This window comes from Corynebacterium sanguinis (assembly GCF_007641235.1).
GTDB lineage: Bacteria > Actinomycetota > Actinomycetes > Mycobacteriales > Mycobacteriaceae > Corynebacterium > Corynebacterium sanguinis.
The window spans coordinates 700183-716798 of the sequence record NZ_CP038157.1; the positions used below are offsets into that span (position 1 = coordinate 700183).

Annotated in this window: 16 protein-coding genes and 4 tRNA genes; 7 read left to right on the forward strand and 13 right to left on the reverse strand. The window is 64.3% G+C overall.

Going from position 1 to position 16616, the window contains the following annotated elements:
• Positions 1–30: 30 nt before the first annotated feature.
• Positions 31–819, forward strand: coding sequence for an esterase/lipase family protein (locus E3227_RS03455; protein WP_170228619.1), 789 nt, complete (start codon positions 31–33; stop codon positions 817–819).
• Here the strand turns inward: E3227_RS03455 and gluQRS are convergent.
• A complete protein-coding gene (gene gluQRS, locus E3227_RS03460; RefSeq protein ID WP_144317547.1) occupies positions 816–1709 on the reverse strand; it encodes a tRNA glutamyl-Q(34) synthetase GluQRS in 894 nt (297 codons plus the stop codon). The two genes, E3227_RS03455 and gluQRS, sit on opposite strands and share 4 nt — an antisense overlap.
• Before the next feature lie 18 nt (positions 1710–1727).
• Here gluQRS and E3227_RS03465 point away from each other — a divergent pair, with 18 nt between their 5' ends.
• Positions 1728–2387, forward strand: a complete 660-nt coding sequence (locus tag E3227_RS03465) for a queuosine precursor transporter (protein ID WP_050758234.1) — start codon at positions 1728–1730, stop codon at positions 2385–2387.
• On the opposite strand, the gene tgt is transcribed toward E3227_RS03465, so the two are convergent.
• From tgt to E3227_RS03495, 6 genes are all read right to left on the reverse strand, one after another.
• Positions 2332–3591 carry a tRNA guanosine(34) transglycosylase Tgt gene (gene tgt, locus E3227_RS03470; protein WP_144317549.1) on the reverse strand — a complete coding sequence of 420 codons (1260 nt, stop codon included), beginning with the start codon at positions 3589–3591 and terminating at the stop codon, positions 2332–2334. The genes E3227_RS03465 and tgt overlap by 56 nt on opposite strands.
• Positions 3584–5968, reverse strand: coding sequence for an MMPL family transporter (locus E3227_RS03475; RefSeq protein ID WP_006839246.1), 2385 nt, complete (start codon positions 5966–5968; stop codon positions 3584–3586). Before E3227_RS03475 ends, tgt begins: the two co-directional genes overlap by 8 nt.
• 100 nt (positions 5969–6068) lie before the next feature.
• Positions 6069–6156: transfer RNA gene (locus E3227_RS03480), tRNA-Ser, on the reverse strand.
• 38 nt (positions 6157–6194) lie between these two features.
• Positions 6195–6404, reverse strand: coding sequence for a CsbD family protein (locus E3227_RS03485; RefSeq protein ID WP_006839245.1), 210 nt, complete (start codon positions 6402–6404; stop codon positions 6195–6197).
• Between the two features lie 11 nt (positions 6405–6415).
• Positions 6416–6925 carry a nucleoside deaminase gene (locus tag E3227_RS03490; RefSeq protein WP_144317550.1) on the reverse strand — a complete coding sequence of 170 codons (510 nt, stop codon included), beginning with the start codon at positions 6923–6925 and terminating at the stop codon, positions 6416–6418.
• Positions 6926–6932: 7 nt separating this feature from the next.
• Positions 6933–7430: a tRNA adenosine deaminase-associated protein gene (locus tag E3227_RS03495; RefSeq protein ID WP_006839243.1), complete on the reverse strand. Its 498-nt coding sequence runs from the start codon at positions 7428–7430 to the stop codon at positions 6933–6935.
• A gap of 118 nt (positions 7431–7548) precedes the next feature.
• Here E3227_RS03495 and E3227_RS03500 point away from each other — a divergent pair, with 118 nt between their 5' ends.
• Positions 7549–8511 carry a prephenate dehydrogenase gene (locus tag E3227_RS03500; RefSeq protein ID WP_006839242.1) on the forward strand — a complete coding sequence of 321 codons (963 nt, stop codon included), beginning with the start codon at positions 7549–7551 and terminating at the stop codon, positions 8509–8511.
• A 41-nt stretch (positions 8512–8552) separates the two neighbouring features.
• Here E3227_RS03500 and E3227_RS03505 read toward each other — a convergent pair.
• From E3227_RS03505 to E3227_RS03525, 5 genes are all read right to left on the reverse strand, one after another.
• Positions 8553–8628, reverse strand: a tRNA-Arg gene (locus E3227_RS03505).
• A 59-nt stretch (positions 8629–8687) separates the two neighbouring features.
• Complete coding sequence (gene mgtE, locus E3227_RS03510) at positions 8688–10028, reverse strand: magnesium transporter (protein ID WP_144317551.1); 1341 nt, start codon at positions 10026–10028, stop codon at positions 8688–8690.
• On the reverse strand, positions 10025–10705 hold the full coding sequence (locus E3227_RS03515) for a potassium channel family protein (protein WP_144318580.1): 681 nt from the start codon (positions 10703–10705) through the stop codon (positions 10025–10027). Before E3227_RS03515 ends, mgtE begins: the two co-directional genes overlap by 4 nt.
• Position 10706: 1 nt before the next feature.
• On the reverse strand, positions 10707–12059 hold the full coding sequence (locus E3227_RS03520; protein WP_246062732.1) for a TrkH family potassium uptake protein: 1353 nt from the start codon (positions 12057–12059) through the stop codon (positions 10707–10709).
• Positions 12060–12141: 82 nt separating this feature from the next.
• Positions 12142–12232 (reverse strand) — tRNA-Ser (locus tag E3227_RS03525).
• Positions 12233–12288: 56 nt separating this feature from the next.
• Between E3227_RS03525 and E3227_RS03530 the strand changes: the two genes are divergently transcribed.
• The 3 genes from E3227_RS03530 (at position 12289) to E3227_RS03540 (ending at position 15518) form a co-directional block, all read left to right on the forward strand.
• Positions 12289–13311: a histidinol-phosphate transaminase gene (locus E3227_RS03530; protein ID WP_144317552.1), complete on the forward strand. Its 1023-nt coding sequence runs from the start codon at positions 12289–12291 to the stop codon at positions 13309–13311.
• A gap of 10 nt (positions 13312–13321) precedes the next feature.
• Positions 13322–14455, forward strand: coding sequence for an aminotransferase class V-fold PLP-dependent enzyme (locus E3227_RS03535; protein ID WP_144317553.1), 1134 nt, complete (start codon positions 13322–13324; stop codon positions 14453–14455).
• Positions 14456–14609: 154 nt separating this feature from the next.
• Positions 14610–15518 carry a DUF3800 domain-containing protein gene (locus E3227_RS03540; protein ID WP_144317554.1) on the forward strand — a complete coding sequence of 303 codons (909 nt, stop codon included), beginning with the start codon at positions 14610–14612 and terminating at the stop codon, positions 15516–15518.
• Positions 15519–15532: 14 nt separating this feature from the next.
• On the opposite strand, the gene E3227_RS03545 is transcribed toward E3227_RS03540, so the two are convergent.
• Positions 15533–15620 (reverse strand) — tRNA-Ser (locus E3227_RS03545).
• Positions 15621–15672: 52 nt separating this feature from the next.
• Between E3227_RS03545 and E3227_RS03550 the strand changes: the two genes are divergently transcribed.
• Complete coding sequence (locus tag E3227_RS03550; protein ID WP_144317555.1) at positions 15673–16611, forward strand: NAD(P)H-quinone oxidoreductase; 939 nt, start codon at positions 15673–15675, stop codon at positions 16609–16611.
• The last annotated feature ends 5 nt before the right edge of the window (positions 16612–16616 follow it).

The following is a 16616-nucleotide window of genomic DNA, read 5'->3' on the forward strand; positions in this document are numbered from 1 at the left end:
TCGGCCATCTCGAGCTTGGCAAGTGGGAGCGTGATTAACGATCCCTCGTGTCTCCCCTCGTCCGCACACCCCCACCCGGTCGTGATCCTCCACGGGACCTCGGCGAACATGTGGGAATTCAACAAGCTCGCGCGCTACCTCAAGGATGAGGGGTACTGCTCGTATGGCATCAACTACGGCAAGGAACTGCTCACCGCCCAGGCTATCGTGCCTTCGCTCTACGGTACGGCGGACCTCAACTCCAGTTCGGAGGAAGTCGCTGGATTTATCGACAACGTGCTGGAACAGACGGGCGCGGAAAAGGTCGACATCGTCGCCCACCCCCAGGGCGCGCTGCAGGCCAAGAACTACATCTCACGTTTCGGCAACGCCGACAAGGTCGACCGCGTTGTCACCATGTGCGCCAGCCTGCACGGCACGACGCTCAACGGCAGCGGTGACTTCCTGTTAAAACTGGTCACCGCGATGCCGTCACTTACCGCGTTCTTCGCGTCGACCGCCGCGATCCAGCAACTCGCCGGCTCCGCCACGATGGCCGAGGCAAACTCGTTCCCCGACACGGCCGCGGGCGTGACGTACACGTCCCTCTTCTCCCCCAACGACACCACCGTCACCCCGAACTCGGCATCCTATTTCTCCCCGGTGCCCGGCGCGAACGTCGTTAACCTCGACGCCGAGGCAGCGTGTTCGCCGGACACCCCCATCACGCATCCCGACATGCCGGCGCATCCGACCATCGTGGCGTTGACGAAGTGGGGATTAGAGCGCCCCACGGATGAGGTTCTGCCCAGCGCCGAGGATTGCGCGCCCCTCGCCTAAGCCCACACCCACGGCTCGCGCGGCAAACGCTCCGGATCAAAGGCGGCGAGCAGTTCGCTGATCGATGCCACACCCGCGCACCCGAGCGAGTCCGCAATGCGGACAACCACATCCTGCGCGGGTCCCATCTCGCGCAGCGTCACCGCCCCATCGCGCTTGGCCAGGCGCCGCCCCTCCCGGTTGACCACCAACGGAACGTGGACGTACTCCGGTTCCACGTAGCCCAGCAGCGAGGACAGGTAGGCCTGGGCCGGAGCGGAGTCTAGAAGGTCGTCGCCGCGCACGACCTGGTCGACGCCCTGCGCGCCATCGTCGACAACGACCGCGAGGTTGTAAGCCCAGTCGCCCGCCTGCGCCTGGTAGACGTTGCCTCCACGTTTGAGCACGACGTCATCGACCACACCCTTTACCTCGCCGCGGTAGAAATCCCGCACCGTCCACTCGACCACCCCGGCGCGCAGGCGCAGGGCCGGCAGTCGTCCCTGCTTCGCCAGCTGTAAGCGTCGATAAGCGCGCTGCTCATCCGACAGGTCCCGGCAGGTCCCCAGGTACATCCCGGGCTGGGCGTGGGGCGCACCGGCCGCCTCACGGATGTCTCGGCGCGTGCAATAGCATTCGTACACAGGTAACTTGTTCAAAGCAGCCTCGTACAGCGCCGTGCGCTGCGATTGGTACACCACGGGCGGGTCGAAATCCAAGCCGATCGCCTGCAGATCCTCGATTTGGCGGCGGGCGGACTCCGGGGAAGACCGCTCCGAGTCAATATCCTCGACACGCAGGTAGAAGGCGCGGCCGCTGTGCCGCGCGAAGAGCCACGCCAAGACAGCAGTGCGCAGGTTGCCAAAGTGGAGGTCCCCGCTCGGGGAGGGTGCATAGCGTCCGGCCGTCATGGCCTTAAGATATTACGCGTGAATCATCCCACTACCCGCTCCCCGTACCCCATTCTTGTCGCCGTGTTTTGCGCGGTGTTCATCATCTCGAATATCACCGCGCAAAAGGGCGTGCAGCTCGGGCCCCTGATCACCGATGGAGCCTTCTTCCTCTTTCCGATCTCCTACATCATCGGCGACGTCATCGCAGAAGTCTACGGCTTCAAGGCGGCGCGTCGCACCGTCTTCATCGGGTTTGGTGTCACCCTGCTAGCGGTGGCATCATTCAGCATCGCCATCGCCCTTCCTCCCGCGCCCTTCTACGAGGCGCAGGAGACCTTCGCCTCGATTTTGGGCACGCTGCCCCGGATCCTCATCGCCGGGCTGGCGGGCTACGTTGTCGGCCAGCTGCTCAACGCGTGGGTGCTGCAGAAGATGAAAGACCGCTACGGCCCGAGCCACCTGTGGGCGCGCCTGATCGGTTCCACCATCGTCGGTCAGTTCTTTGACACGCTGATTTTCTGCGCCATCGCCGCCGGCGTTATCGGCATTGAGACACCGGGGCAGTTCATCAACTACGTCGTCGTCGGCTTCGCGTGGAAGACGCTCATGGAGGCTGTGCTCGTGCCCGTCACTTACCAGGTCATTGCGTGGGTGAAGCGGCTGGAGCGTAATACCGTCCCAGAAACTCGGCCTTGAACTCCGGGTAGGTCCCGTCCTGGATGGCGGCGCGGATGTTATCCACGAGCCGGATCATGAACTCCAGGTTGTGCATCGTGCACAGCGTGCCGGCGAGGAACTCTTTCGCCTTGAGCAGGTGGTGGATGTACGCACGCGAGTAGTTCTCGGAGACGTAGCCGCCGAACTCCTCATCGACGCCCGCAAAGTCGCGTTTGAAACGCGCCCCGGTCAAATTGAGGCGCCCGTCGAGGGTGTACACACCACCGCGGCGGCCCAGGCGCGTCGGCGCGACGCAGTCGAAGGTGTCCGCGCCGGCTTCAACCGCGGCAAAGATGTCGTCCGGCTCTGAAATGCCCAGCAGGTGGCGCGGTTTGTCGGTGGGAAGTTCGTCGGTGACCCAGCCGACGATGGTGCCCAGGTTCTCCTTTTCCAACGCGCCGCCAATGCCGAAGCCGCCGAAGCCGCGCTTGCCCTCGCCGCGCGCCTGCCGGTCCAGTTCCAGAAGGCCGCGCGTGGCCTGGCGGCGCAGGTCCTCGTACTGCGCGCCCTGCACCACGCCCCACAGGGATTGCGGCGGCTTGCCCACACGCTGACGGGTCAACCGGTCGTGCTCATCCAGGCAGCGCTTTGCCCACCGGTGGGTGCGCTCGACAGACTTTTCCTGGTAAATCCGGGTATCCGCCAGGGTGGTCAGCTCGTCGAACGCGAAGATAATGTCGGCGCCCAACTGATGTTGAATCTGCATGGACACTTCCGGTGTGAAGCGGTGCAGGGAGCCGTCGATGAAGCTCTTGAAGTCCACGCCGTCCTCGTCCACCTTGGCGAGGCGCTCCTTCTCACCCGCGCGGATGTCGTTGCGGTTGTGGTGGACGGTGTCCATCGCCAGTACTTTCTTGTACCCCACGCCCAGGCTCATCACCTGGAACCCGCCCGAGTCGGTGTAGGTGGGCCCGTGCCAGTTCTCAAACGCGGCCACTCCCCCTGCTTCGTCCACAATCTCGGGGCCGGGCTGCAGGTAGAGGTGGTAGGCGTTGGACAAAATAGCCTGCGCGCCAACCTGGCGGATCTGCTCCGGCGTCAGCGTCTTCACCGTCGCCTTGGTGGCCACCGGGATGAACGCAGGCGTGGCGATGTCGCCGTGGGGTGTATGGATCACACCAGTGCGGGCTGTGCCCACCTCAGTGCCCACCTCAGTGCCTACCTCAAAGCTCAAATCATCCACGCTCGAACTCCTTCTCCAGCTCCGTGCCCTCGACGTCGACCTCGGGCAGGATGCGGTCCAGCCACCGCGGCATCCACCAGGTTGCGCGGCCGAGGATGAACATGGTGGCGGGGACGAGCGTCATGCGGATGAAGAAGGCGTCGAAGAACACCGCCGCCGCCAGCGCGAACCCGAAAATCTGGATGAATGGCAGAGGTTGGTCCACGAAAGCAACGAACACGGCGATCATGATCACGGCCGCAGCGGTGACCACGCGTGCGCCCTGCGCAAAACCCTCCACCGTGGCGCTCTCGACCGCGCGCAGTTCCGCACCGGGGCCCTTGTCACGCTCCTTGAGGTAGCGCTCACGAATGCGGGTGACCAAGAACACCTGGTAGTCCATCGCCAGCCCGAAGGTGACGCCAATGAGGAAGATCGGCATGAACGAAATAATCGGGGCGGCAGTGTTGACCAAATCCAAGAATCCCATCTGGAATACCGCGATGGTCACACCGAACGCGGCGCCCACCGACAACAAGAACCCCAGGCCCGCGACCAGTGGAACCATGATGGAGCGGAAGACCAGGATGAGCAGGATAATGGCCAACCCCACCACGATGCCGAGGTAGAGCGGCATCGTGGTGGCCAACTCCTCCGTGATGTCCATCTGCACCGCGGTCAGCCCCGTCAACCCGATAGTCACCCCAGTAGCGTCTTCGACTCGGTTGTTGGTCTCGCGCAGGCCGTGGGCGACGTCAAGAGTGAACTCCTGCTCCGGACCGGCTGTCGGGGTCGCCGCGATCTGCGCCGCGGTGAGATCATCGTTCACCGCGACGAGCTGGGCGTGGCGGATGCCGTTGACGCTCTTCGCCTCGCTGACGGTGTACAAGAAGGACGCCAGCGCCGCCTTCTCCGCGTCCCCGCCCACCTCATCCGGCATCGAATCCATGAAGGGTTGAAGAATGGCGGCGTCCGGATTGACGTTGTGCGCATCCACAACGACAAGGAACTGCCCGTTGACTCCCGGCCCGAAACCCTCCGCGATCAATTCAGCCGACTTGCGCTGCGTGGTGTCGAGATTTGAAGTGGTATCAGAAGGCAGGGCCATCTGCAGGCTGAGCACCGGGATTGACAGCGCACCCAAGCCGAGGACGACGACTGCCATGACCAACGCCGGGAACCGCTGGACCAGTGACACCCAGCTGCGGCCCATGGAGCGCTCAGTCAAGTCCTTTGCCGGGCGCTTCCCCGGACCGGGGTTGCCCGCCACACCTGGGAGCTTGACGCCGAAGGACCGGTCCCCCCACGCGCCGAGAAGCGCCGGGATAAGGGTGAGGGCGATGAGAACGGAAATGGCGACGGTGACCGCAGCGGCCAAACCCATCCACGTGAGAAATTCAATCTGCGCCAGCGCCAGCGCGATCAGCGCAGTAAAGACGGTCAACCCGGCAAACACCACGGAAGATCCCGCGGTGCCGGTGGCCAAACCCGCGGCGTCTGCGGCCGGCAGGTGTTTTCGCTCCTGCCGGTAGCGCGACAGGATGAATAGCGCGTAATCGATCCCCACCGCCAGGCCGATCATGACGGCGAGCACCGGGGTGATTTCATTGAGTTCGGCAAATCGGGTGGCCACGAGGATGAGAAGCGCGCCAATGCCAACGCCGATCACGGCCGTAACCACGGGCATCGATGCCGCCACCAAAGATCCAAAAGTGAGCAGCAGGACGATGAACGCCACGCCCAATCCGATCAACTCGCTGGTCGTCTTGATCTCAATCGGTTCGCCGAAACCTGGCCCGCCGGCCTCCACCTGCAAGCCGGCGTCGCGGCCAATGTCCATGGCCGCGTTGACCACATCGCGTTCCTCCTGCGTCACCGTCATCGCGGATTCGGCACCGAAATTGAAGGTGGTGAACCCGATTCTTGCGTCGTCGGACAACGTGCGCACGTTGTAGGCGTCGGCCTTCGCGGCCTCGGCGGGCAACCCCATCTCGGTCATCTGCCCCACGATGGTGCGCGTCAGTTCCTCGTTGACCTCAACCGGGTTTCCGAACCGCTCCGTTGCGGTGATGCCCTCGAGGTTGTCGGCGATGTAGCCCACTGTGGCATCGATCGCCTCCATGTTCTCCGGCGAGTCCAGCCGCTCGCCCTCGGGTGCGGCGAAGACCAGGTTCACCGTTGGGGCGTTCGCGATATCACCAGTGCCGGGAAAGTTCGCGTCCAGCGTGTTCAGAGCCTCAATCGCCGGGGTACCGGAAATCGCGAACTCTGAAGTGAAGGGTTTCGACAGGGTGAACGCGGCCCCGGCGGTGCCGGCCAAGATGAGCAGCCAAGCGATGATGACCTGCCACTTGTGCAGGTACGACCAGCGCCCCACTTGAAAGAGAAACTTCGCCACTATCAGCGTCCTTACGCATTGAGATCTCGGTTTCGCCCATCATATAGGCATGACAACAAAGAGCCCCCGACCCGCAGGTCGGAGGCTTCTTTTAACGATGTGGCGGTAGCGGCGGGATTTGAACCCGCGGTGGTTTTACCCACACTCGCTTTCGAGGCGAGCACCTTCGGCCGCTCGGACACGCTACCGAGGAACAGATTAACGGGTGCGTGTCCGCGACACCAAATTACTTATTCTCGCGCGCATCCTGGATCTTGGCGGCGGCGTCGTTGAACTTGTCCTTGATCGCGTTGCCCGCCTCGGAAGCCTTCTCGCGGATGTCGCCGCCGAGCTGATCTGCCTTGCCCTCGTTCTCCAAGGACTTGTTATCGGTGACCTCGCCGAGGCCTTCCTTGATGTTTCCCTTGAGCTGGTCGCCCTTGCCTTCAAGTGCCATGGTTGACTCCTTTAAATTATTCGGTCGGTGAACTTTGTAGTGCCCAAACTACCACCGCCTGCCTCGGGCGGGGATAACAATTGCGTCTCGGGAGACCGCAAATCCGCAAAGAATTCGGTGAGAAGCGCCGCGCACTCCGCTTCCCGCACCCCGGCGCGCACCTCGACAATATGGAGGTGGCGCGGGTCGCGCAGGGCGTCGAAAAGCGAGCCCACCGCCCCGGTCTTCGGCTCGAACGCGCCGAAGACGAGGCTTCTGACCCGGGCGCCGAGAATCGCTCCCGCGCACATGGTGCACGGCTCGAGCGTGACCACCAGCTCGCAGCCGTCGAGACGCCAGGCGCCCAGTGTGCGGGCAGCGGCCCGCAGCGCCTCCACCTCGGCGTGGGCGGTGGGATCGCCGCTCGCTTCTCGACGGTTCACCCCATGCCCCACTTCACGGCCCAGCGCGTCGTAGATAACGGCGCCTACCGGGACATCACCGGGCGGAGTCGTGCGCGCGACCTCGAGTGCACGCGCCATGCGCCGATCAGCCAAGGGCATCATCAAGCTCGTCCGCGAATCCGAGGTGCGCCGCGATGCTCTCGATCACGGCGTGCGGGTCGTCGTCCGGGTCGACGAGAACGCTCAGCGACTCTTCGCCGAGGCCGAGGTCGGCCAAGATCGCGAAATCCCCATCCGCGTAACCGTCGACGTCGTCAAGCTCAGCGGGGTCGATGTCGGGGATCTCGATGCCCGCCTCCTCGGCGATCTCCGCCGCGAAGTCGTCGTCGACGGCCATCGTGGCGTCGGAAAGCAAAAGCCTGATGCGCGAGGGGCCCGGGCGCACGATGACGAAAAAGTCCTCCTCCACGTTGAGCAACGCGAACGCGGCGCCCTCTGCGCGCAGGGCACGCACCGCGCCGACGGAGGTGGCCAGGCGACGGAAGGAATCGTCGAATTCTCGGACCAGCCAACCTCCGTTGTGCTGCGCGATGGTGACCGCGTACCCCTCCGCGAAACCGTCCTTACTTCTGCCTTGGCTCATGGGTAGTCAGCGTAGTCGGAGGGGGGCGAATTGTGTAAGACTTGTCAGCGTGACCATCCCACATAACCAGCTGCCACCCGTCTGCATCCTTGGCCTCGGACTTATCGGGGGCTCCCTCATGCGCGACCTCGCCGGTCACGGCGAGCAGGTCTTCGGATACACGCGTTCACGCTCGGCGACACGCGCCGCGCAAAAGGACGGCTTCGACGTCTCCTCCGATCTGGCGCAGACCCTGACGCGGGCTGCAGAAAGCGATGCCCTGCTCGTCGTCGCCGTCCCGATGGACGCCGTGTCCGGCGTGTTCGACGCCATTGCCGAACACGCCGGACACTGCGGAATCACTGACGTTGTCAGCGTGAAGAAGCCCGTTTACGACCTCGTGCGCGCTCACGGGTTCCAGGCGCGCTACGTCGGAGGCCATCCGATGGCGGGCACCGAGAACTCCGGGTGGGGCGCCTCCCACGAGGGACTGTTCCACCGCGCCGCGTGGGCCGTCACCTACGACTTCGCCTACGAGCTCGACGCTGCCGGCGAGGCTGTGCCCGAGTCGTGGTCGAGGCTGTTCACAAACGTGTGCGCCCTCGCGGCGCTGACCGGTGCGGAGGCGGTGCCGGTCTCTGTCGCGCGGCACGACGAGGCCGTCGCGCGTGTCTCGCACCTGCCCCACGTGATTGCGGAGGCACTGGCCATAGTCGGGGACCACGGCGGAACGCTCGCCCAGTCACTCGCCGCCGGCTCCTTCAAGGGAGCCACCCGTGTCGCCGGAACCGATCCATCGCTGGTGCGCAACATGTGCGAAACCAACGCGGATGCGCTCGTTCCGGTTCTTGACGAGTACATCGCCTTGCTCTCCTCGGCCCGCGACGGGCTCTCCGGAGAAAACCCCTCCATGCAGGAACTCGCCGAGGCCGGCAACCGTTCCTATGTGCGCATCGGGGCGCGTTCGGGCGCCCGGCGCGAGTCCGTCTCGCCGGTGAAGATCTCCTCGCGGCCCGTCATGCGCGTCCACCCCGGAGGACCGGGCTGGGTGGCCCAGCTCAAGCAGATTGAGGCGTTGGGCGGGCGCGTCGAGGTGTTTTAAAAAAACAAAGACCCCCGGGGGGGTTCCCGAGGGTCTGACAGTGGTGCGCCCGGAGGGATTCGAACCCCCAACCTTCTGATCCGTAGTCAGATGCTCTATCCGTTGAGCTACGGGCGCTGGCAACGAAGACAAACATTACACCGCACGCGCAGAGGCGCCAAAACGCCTGCTCACGGCTAAATTCCGAGCACGGACTTCGCGATGAGGAAGTACACCACCAGCCCGGTCGCGTCGCAGAAGGTGGAGATGAAGGGGTTGGAAAACACCGCCGGGTCCGCCCCCACCGCCTTGGCGGTGATCGGCATCATCCCGCCAACCGTGGCGGAGATGGTGCAGATGATTAACAGCGTCGAACCAATCACCGTTCCGATCCCCAGCCCGAAAAATGCTGTGGCCAGAAGGAAGCCCAGTGAGCCGAGGACGGCGCCGAGCAGCATGCCCACCCGCAGCTCCCGCCACAAGACGCTGAGGATGTCGCTCTTGCGGACGTCGTTAAGCGCAAGCGCCCTCGTCACCGTCGTTGCCGCCTGGTTGCCGGTGTTTCCGCCGGTGCCGGTGAGAAGCGGGATGAACAGAGAAAGCACGACGACCTGCTCCAGCGTCGCCTGGAAGATGTCGAGCACCTGGACGGTGAGGATCGCCGACAGCGCGAGCACCAGCAGCCAGACGATTCGGCTGCGCACCAGGCGCAGCACAGGCGTGGACAGGTAGGGCGTGCGAAGCGCCTCGGAGGCCCCCATGCGGGCGGAGTCTTCGCTGTTGGCACCTTCGGCGACGTCGTGAGCTTCGTCGTAGGTGAAGATGCCGATCAGCCGGTTGTCGTCGTCGACCACGGGCACGGCGAGCCGGCCGGAGGAAAGCAGCCATCGCGCGGAGTCCTCCAGGTCGTCGCCGGCGTGGAACACGCTGGCGTCTTCCATCATCTCCGCGACGCGATCGTCATCGGCGGCCCGAAACAGCGAGCGCAGGCGCAGCACCCCACAGACTGAGCGGTCGGCGTCGACGACCGGGATGGTGTAGATCGTCTCCAGCTCGTCAACGTGATCGTGCAGCAGCCCCACGACCTCGCGCACCGTCATCTCGGGGGTGACGTTCGGCACCTTCGGCGACATGCGCCGGCCCACAGTGCCCTTGCGGTAGCCGAGCACGACGCTGGTGACGCGCTGGTCGTCCTCGTCGAGTTGGCGCACGAGCCGCTCCGCGATCTCCACCGGCAAGTGATCGAGCAGCGCCACGCGGTCCTCTGCGCCGATTGCGCCGAAGTAGTTGACCACTTTGTCGTCGCCGAGCGCGCGGATGAGGTCGGCCTGGTGCGCCGCGGTGAGGGCGTCGAAAAGCGCGGCCGATCGCTCCGGCGGCAGCAACCGCAAAATCTTCGCCCCGCGCGAGGCGCTGGTGCGCCCGAGCAGGCTTGTCAGTTCCCGCAGGCTCAGGGTGGCGAGCTCGCTCTGCACCTCTTCGAGCTCTTCGAGGCTTGCTTCTCGACGCCCACTCAAACGCCGCTCCAGAGCCTTCACTTTGAAAACCTCTCGAGGTCGCCGGGGCTGCCAGCGGCGACGATGTAGTCAGTTGAAGCGAGGCTGATGCCGTCTTCGAGGGGAATCCAGCGGCCGTCGCTGACGCGCACCGATATGAGCTGGACGTTGTGCGTGCGCCAGACGTCGCCAAGCACGAGTGGGCGACCCACCAACGCGGCGGGCGGGGCCAACCGGGTAATGCCATAGTCGGGCGCAATCTCGGCGAAGTCGCGGAACCGGCCGCCGAGCAGGTGGGCGACACGGCGGCCGGTGTCGCGCTCGGGGCGAATCACGTGGTGCACGCCGATCTGGCGCAGGATGCGCTCGTGGGCCTCGGACGTTGCCTTCGCCCAGATGTCCTTGGTGCCCATCTCCATAAGGTTCGAGGCGGTGAGGATGGATGCCTCGAGGTGGCTGCCGATAGCCAACACGACGCGGTCGACGTCATCGACGCCCAGCTGGCGCAGCGCCTCGGGGTCGGTCGTGTCGGCGCACACCGCCTCAGTCAGATACGGGGCTTGTTCGCGAACCAACTTTTCGCTGGTGTCGATGCCGAGAACCTCGACGCCGTGGACCATCAATTCACGCGCGAGTGCCTCGCCGAAACGGCCCAACCCAATGACTACGACCGGGGGAATGTCAATCGTGGGTTTCGATCCGCCGAACGCCTTGAACATGTTAGCCAATGAAGGGCCTTTCCTCTGGGTACCGGAAGCGGCGACTGACGGCCGTGGCAGCCAGCGCCGCAATCAGTGTTGTGGGGCCGACGCGGCCCAGGTACATGATGAGACACAGGATAACCTGCGACGGGGCTGACAGCTCGGGGGTGATACCCGTCGACAGACCCACCGTGGCAAAGGCGGACATCACCTCAAACGACACCTCGTCGCCGCTGAACTGCGGATCGAAGATGCGCAGCGCGCCAATACCGGCGGTGACCACCGCGACTCCTGCAAACGCCAGCGCCAGCGATTGACGCGTCACCGAACGCGGCAGCGTGCGGTGACCGATCGACGTGTCCTCGCGCCCGAGGAACTCCGCGGCCATCGCCGCAATGAGCACGCACGCGGTGGTCACCTTGACGCCGCCGGCGGTACCCGCAGAGCCGCCACCGATGAACATCAGGATGTCGGTGCCCATCAAGGTGATCGGGTGTGCTTCGCCGTAGTCAAAGGTGTTGAACCCCGCCGTGCGCGACGTCGCCGAGGCGAAAAAGGCGTTGAGCACCCTCTGCCAGACGGGCATGTCGCCGAACACCCCGTTCCACTCGGCAAACGCCATGAAGATCGTACCGGTAAGAAGGAGGAACGCGGTGGCTGTCAGAGTCATGCGGGCTGTGATCGAGATTCGATGAACGCGCACCCGCGAACGCCGCGTCAGACGCACCAACTCCGCCCACACGGGGAAGCCCAACCCGCCGCCGATGAGAGCCGCGGCCAGCGGCATGAGCACCCATGCGTCGGCGGTGAACGGGACGAGGTTATCGGTGTTCGTACTAAACCCCGCGTTGTTAAACGCCGACACGGAGTGGAAGACGCCCTCCCACACCGCGCGGCTAAACGAGTGGTCGTAGGAAACCATGAAGCGCAGCGTCAGAATTACCGCAACGAGCAGCTCGACGAGCAGTGTGAACGCCACGGTGAAGATCAACGTGCGACGGATCCCGCCCTGGGTGACAGGACGGCCCTCGGCAGCACCCGTCTGGCGCGCGCGAAAGCTCACGCGGCCGGTAATCAACAGGCCGGACAGCGAGGCGAGCGACATGATGCCCAAGCCACCGAGCTGTATCAGCGCGAGGATGATCCCTTGACCCAGTGGTGTCCAGTAGGTACCGGTGTCCACCACAGTCAGCCCTGTCAGGGAGACTGCAGAAGTCGCGGTGAACAGAGACGGCAGAAACGGCGCCCACTGCGGACCCGCGGTGGAAAACGGCATCATGAGTAGAACGGTCCCGGTCAGAATGAGCGCGAGGAAGACCACGGCGGTGAGCCGCGCAGGCTCGAAGAGGCCGACAGGGCGGGATTTATCCACGAGCGAATATCTTAGACCCGGTTTCGCGCGGAAAATGAAGAAACCCCCACCTGAGGTTTCCTCAGATGGGGGTAACGCTTTTTGGCGGAGACGACAGGATTTGAACCTGCGGCCCTCGTCAAGAGGGCAACTCCTTAGCAGGGAGCCCCATTCGGCCACTCTGGCACGTCTCCAGACCTTTTCGCATACTACCGAACCATCGCTCTAACGACCAAATAGACTAAGCGCCATGATTCGCCCCGACCTCGAAGCCATCCCGCCCTACGTTCCCGGCACCCGAAACGACAACGCACTGAAGCTGTCGTCCAACGAGTCGAGCGAGAAGCCGCTGCCGGCCGCCGCGGAGGCGATGGAGCTCGCGGCGCGCGGTGCCAACCGCTACCCCGACATGTTCGCCGTCGAGCTGCGCGAGACCTTGGCGGAGCACCTGGGCGTGAGTGTCGATCAGGTTGCGGTGGGAAACGGCTCCTCGGCGCTTCTGCAGCAGCTCGTGCAGGCCACATGCACGACCGAAAACAACGTCATCTACGCGTGGCGCAGCTTCGAGGCCTACCCCATCTTCCTGCAGGTCGTCGGCGCGCAGGCCCGCGCCGTGCCCGTGACCCGCGACGGCAAGCACGACCTTGATCGCATGGCTTCGCTTATCGACGCCTCCACGTCCCTGGTGTTCCTCTGCACCCCGAACAACCCCTCCGGGCAGGTCATCACCAACGCGGAATTCGACGAGTTCATGGCGAAAGTGCCCGCCCACGTGACCGTTGCGCTCGACGAGGCGTACTTCGAGTACAACCGCGACGAGGATGCCGTGGAGGGCACCGACGCGATTGCCCGCTACCCCAACGTGGTGGCGCTGCGCACGTTTTCCAAGGCCTACGGCCTGGCCGGGGTTCGCGTCGGCTACGCCTTCGGCCCGCGCGAGATCATCGCCGCGCTCAACGCGGTGGCGATTCCCTTCCAAGTCAGCGCGGTCGCCCAGGCCGGAGCGATCGCCTCGCTCGAGGCCACCGACGCGATGCGGGCCCGCACCGACGAGACGGTGGCGGTGCGCGACGAGGTGGCCGACCACGTTCAGGCGGCGCGCACCCAGTCCAACTTCGTCTGGCTGCCAGGCGTCGACGCGCAGCGCATCAGCGCCGCGCTCGCCGCCCACGGTGTCTTAACCCGCGCCTTCCCCGAGGGCCTGCGCGTGACCGTGACCAACCGCGAGGAGGCCGAGCAGTTCATGCGCGCCTGGGACGCGGTGCAGGGCTAATCTTGAGGGCATGACTCAACTGCCCCGCACTGACATCGACCCCAACGGCCTGCTCGAGTACTCGGTGGTGTTCACCGACCGCTCCTTGAACCACATGTCGCAGAAGTTCATTACCTCGACGCAGGAGCTGCTCGGCATTCTCACCGACACCTACAACGCCGATACCGCCGCGCTTGTCCCCGGGGGCGGCACCGCGGCGATGGAGGCTGTGGCACGCCAGCTCGCGACCGGCAAGAAAGTGCTGATTATCCGGCAGGGCAACTTCACGTTTAGGTGGACGCAGATCATTGAGAAAGGCGCCATCACCGACCAGGTCAAGGTCCTCAACGCGGTTGCCACCGATGACTCCGACACCCCCTCGTACGCGCCGCCGGCTTTGGATAGCGTGCGCGAGGCCATCGCCGAGTTCGGCCCCGACCTCGTGGTCACCGCCCACACCGAAACCGCCTCCGGCACCTCACTCGGCGCGGACTACATCGCCGAGCTCGGCGCGGCCGCTCGCGAGGCCGACGCCCTGTTCGTCCTCGACTGCATCGCCGCCGGCGCCGACTTCACTGACATGGGCGCCTCGAAGGTCGACGTGCTCATCTCCGCGCCTCAAAAGTCCTGGTCCGGCTCGCCGGCGACCGGCTACGTGATGCTCAACTCGCGCGCCCGTGAGGCCGTCGTCACGAGCGAATCCACCTCCTTCACCCTCGACCTGGCGCGGTGGCTCGAGATCTTCGAGGGCTACCGCGAGGGCAAGGCCGCCTACCACGCCACGCTGCCGACCGACACGATCGTGCACAACCTCGAGGTGATGAAGGAGTCCCTGGCAGTCGGGCTCGACGTTCTGGCCGCGCGCCAGGTCGAACTCGGCCGCGCCGTACGCGAGGCCGCACGCGACCGCGGCTACGTCTCCGTCGCCGCCGAGGGCTACGAGTCCAACGGCGTTGTCGTGCTCTACTCCGACACCCCCGAGCTGCAGTCCGGCGCGGCGCTGAAGCCCTTCGGCGTGCAGATCGCCGCGGGCGTGCCGCTCAAGATCGGCGAGGGCGACGGCTTCTCCACCTTCCGCATCGGCCTGTTCGGCCTGGACAAGTGGGAGGATCCGCAGGCCGCGGCGCAGAAGCTTATCGACGCCCTCGATGCGGCGCGCGGGTAGAAATTTCCCCCCAGTGACAGCAAAGTTCGCATGATATATAGTCACAGGTGTAAGCCAAGGTTGAGCCGTTAGGCAAGAAGATCTCGGGCAGCAATTCCGAAGACCCGTGTCCTGTGCACGGGTTTTCGCGTTCCTGGTAGCGGAAGGGAAGGTCGTGCTTCTCGCATACATCGATGAGATCAGTCAGCCGGGGGCTTTCGTAAGTACCGACGACAACAGATTCCATGATGGCCCCGCGTTCGGGTACGGCGGATTCGTTATCCCAGAGGGAAATGCGCGCAAATTCGGGGCGAGCTTTACACGCGAAAGAAGAAATTTGTTTCCAACCGAGACGAGCAATGCCGAGCATGAAGGGCGTTGGGAGCGAAAGGGCTCGGATCTTCTTTTTGCGAGGGCACCACTGGATCGCCCACAGAATCTCAGGGTCTTGGGCTACCTCATTAATCAACTTCGTACGCTTGGCGGGAACCTCTTTTACTATGCGGAAGAAAAGCCCATCGGCACGCCTAAGCAAACAAACTGTGGTCCCAGGGAATTTAAGCTTCGCGAGGAGACTGCGATGCGAGAAACGCTAAACCGGATCGCCCGATTCGCAGACAGCAATGATCAAAATGTTCTCGTCATGATGGACCAGATCAATGAGAAGTCGAGGAAACAACGACTCCCCGTGATGTACTCCCATATCCTTGGCCGCGCTGCGGAGCACGGTGAGATGAGGCGCATCGTAGAGCCGCCTATGCACATCGATAGCCAGCTTTCGTCCAATATCCAGTTTGCTGATTGGATTGCTGCTCTGGTGAAGCGAGCGATCGAGTACCAACTGGTCGAGAATTCTCGTTACGCATGGGTGGCTGAACAACGGGCTCTAACTTCAGCGAGAGGCGCATTCACGCGCGAGTCAAAGTTGCGTCTGTACAAGAGGGACCTCAGAGACTTACACCACTCGCAGATTATGCACACCAACCGTCCGCTTTTCGATACTCTGTCGCCGCAGACCATGTCTGATCTCAACAGAAAAAGGCTCGAGCAGGTAAGAAAAGCCACGTTCAGGGATCAATCTTGACTCGTAGAAAATCCTGGCGGAGACGGGGGGATTTGAACCCCCGGAGGTTTAACCCTCGCCGGTTTTCAAGACCGGTGCATTCGGCCGCTCTGCCACGTCTCCAGTGCCGCGATTGTAACCTACGGCCCGGGTAGTTCCGTTAATCTGGGGTGGCATGAAAGCGATCCAGCTCACTGACCCCGACAACCCCCGCTCCCTCGAACTCGTCGACGTCGCTGATCCCAGCCCGGGTGACGGCGAGGTCTTGGTCAAGGTTGCCGCCGCCGGCGTGAACCGCGGCGACCTGATGCAGGCCAAGGGCATGTATCCGCCGCCGAAGGGCGAGTCCGACATCATCGGCTTGGAGTGCGCGGGTGTGCGCACCGACACCGGCGAGGAGGTCGGCTGCCTTCTCGCCGGCGGCGGCTACGCCGAGTACGTCGCCGTCCCGGAGGGCCAGCTCACCCCGATCCCGAAGGGTTTCGACCTGGTCGACACCGCCGGCGTTGTGGAGGTCGCTGCCACCGTCTGGTCGAACTTGGGCATGATTGCCGACGTCTCCCGCGGCGACCGCGTCCTCATCCACGGCGGCGCCGGCGGAATCGGCTCGTTTGCCATCCAGCTGTGCAAGGCGCTCGGCTGCGAGGTCGCCGTGACCGCGGGCAGCGCGGAGAAGCTCGAGTACTGCCGCGACCTCGGCGCGGACATCACGATCAACTACAACGAGCAGGACTTTTCCGAGGAGCTCAAGGGCAGCTGCGACGCCATCCTCGACATCATGGGCGGGTCCTACCTCGAGCCCAACGTTGCCAGCCTGGCCGTCGACGGCCGCCTCGTCGTCATCGCGCTGCAGGGCGGGCCCAAGGGCACCCTCAACCTGGGCCGCATGCTCACCCGCCGCCAGTCCGTGCACGCCACCACGCTGCGCGCCCGCCCGCGCCCGATGAAGGCGGAGATCGTCGACAGCATGGTGAAAAACATCTGGCCGCTGCTGGAAAGCGGCGCCATCAAGGCGAACGTGTCCAAGACTTTCCCGCTTGCCGACGCCTCCGCCGCCCACGACTACCTCGACTCCGGCGATCACACCGGCAAGGTTGTTCTAACGCTCGACTAAGCCGA

Coding starts and splice junctions, on each gene's coding strand:
- E3227_RS03500 (WP_006839242.1), top strand. CDS start 7,549: ATGCGCGACCTCGCCGGTCACGGCGAGCAGGTCTTCGGATACACGCGT.
- E3227_RS03530 (WP_144317552.1), top strand. CDS start 12,289: ATGATTCGCCCCGACCTCGAAGCCATCCCGCCCTACGTTCCCGGCACC.
- E3227_RS03535 (WP_144317553.1), top strand. CDS start 13,322: ATGACTCAACTGCCCCGCACTGACATCGACCCCAACGGCCTGCTCGAG.
- E3227_RS03550 (WP_144317555.1), top strand. CDS start 15,673: ATGAAAGCGATCCAGCTCACTGACCCCGACAACCCCCGCTCCCTCGAA.
- E3227_RS03490 (WP_144317550.1), bottom strand. CDS start 6,925: ATGGCGCGTGCACTCGAGGTCGCGCGCACGACTCCGCCCGGTGATGTC.
- E3227_RS03485 (WP_006839245.1), bottom strand. CDS start 6,404: ATGGCACTTGAAGGCAAGGGCGACCAGCTCAAGGGAAACATCAAGGAA.
- E3227_RS03515 (WP_144318580.1), bottom strand. CDS start 10,705: ATGTTCAAGGCGTTCGGCGGATCGAAACCCACGATTGACATTCCCCCG.
- E3227_RS03495 (WP_006839243.1), bottom strand. CDS start 7,430: ATGAGCCAAGGCAGAAGTAAGGACGGTTTCGCGGAGGGGTACGCGGTC.
- gluQRS (WP_144317547.1), bottom strand. CDS start 1,709: ATGACGGCCGGACGCTATGCACCCTCCCCGAGCGGGGACCTCCACTTT.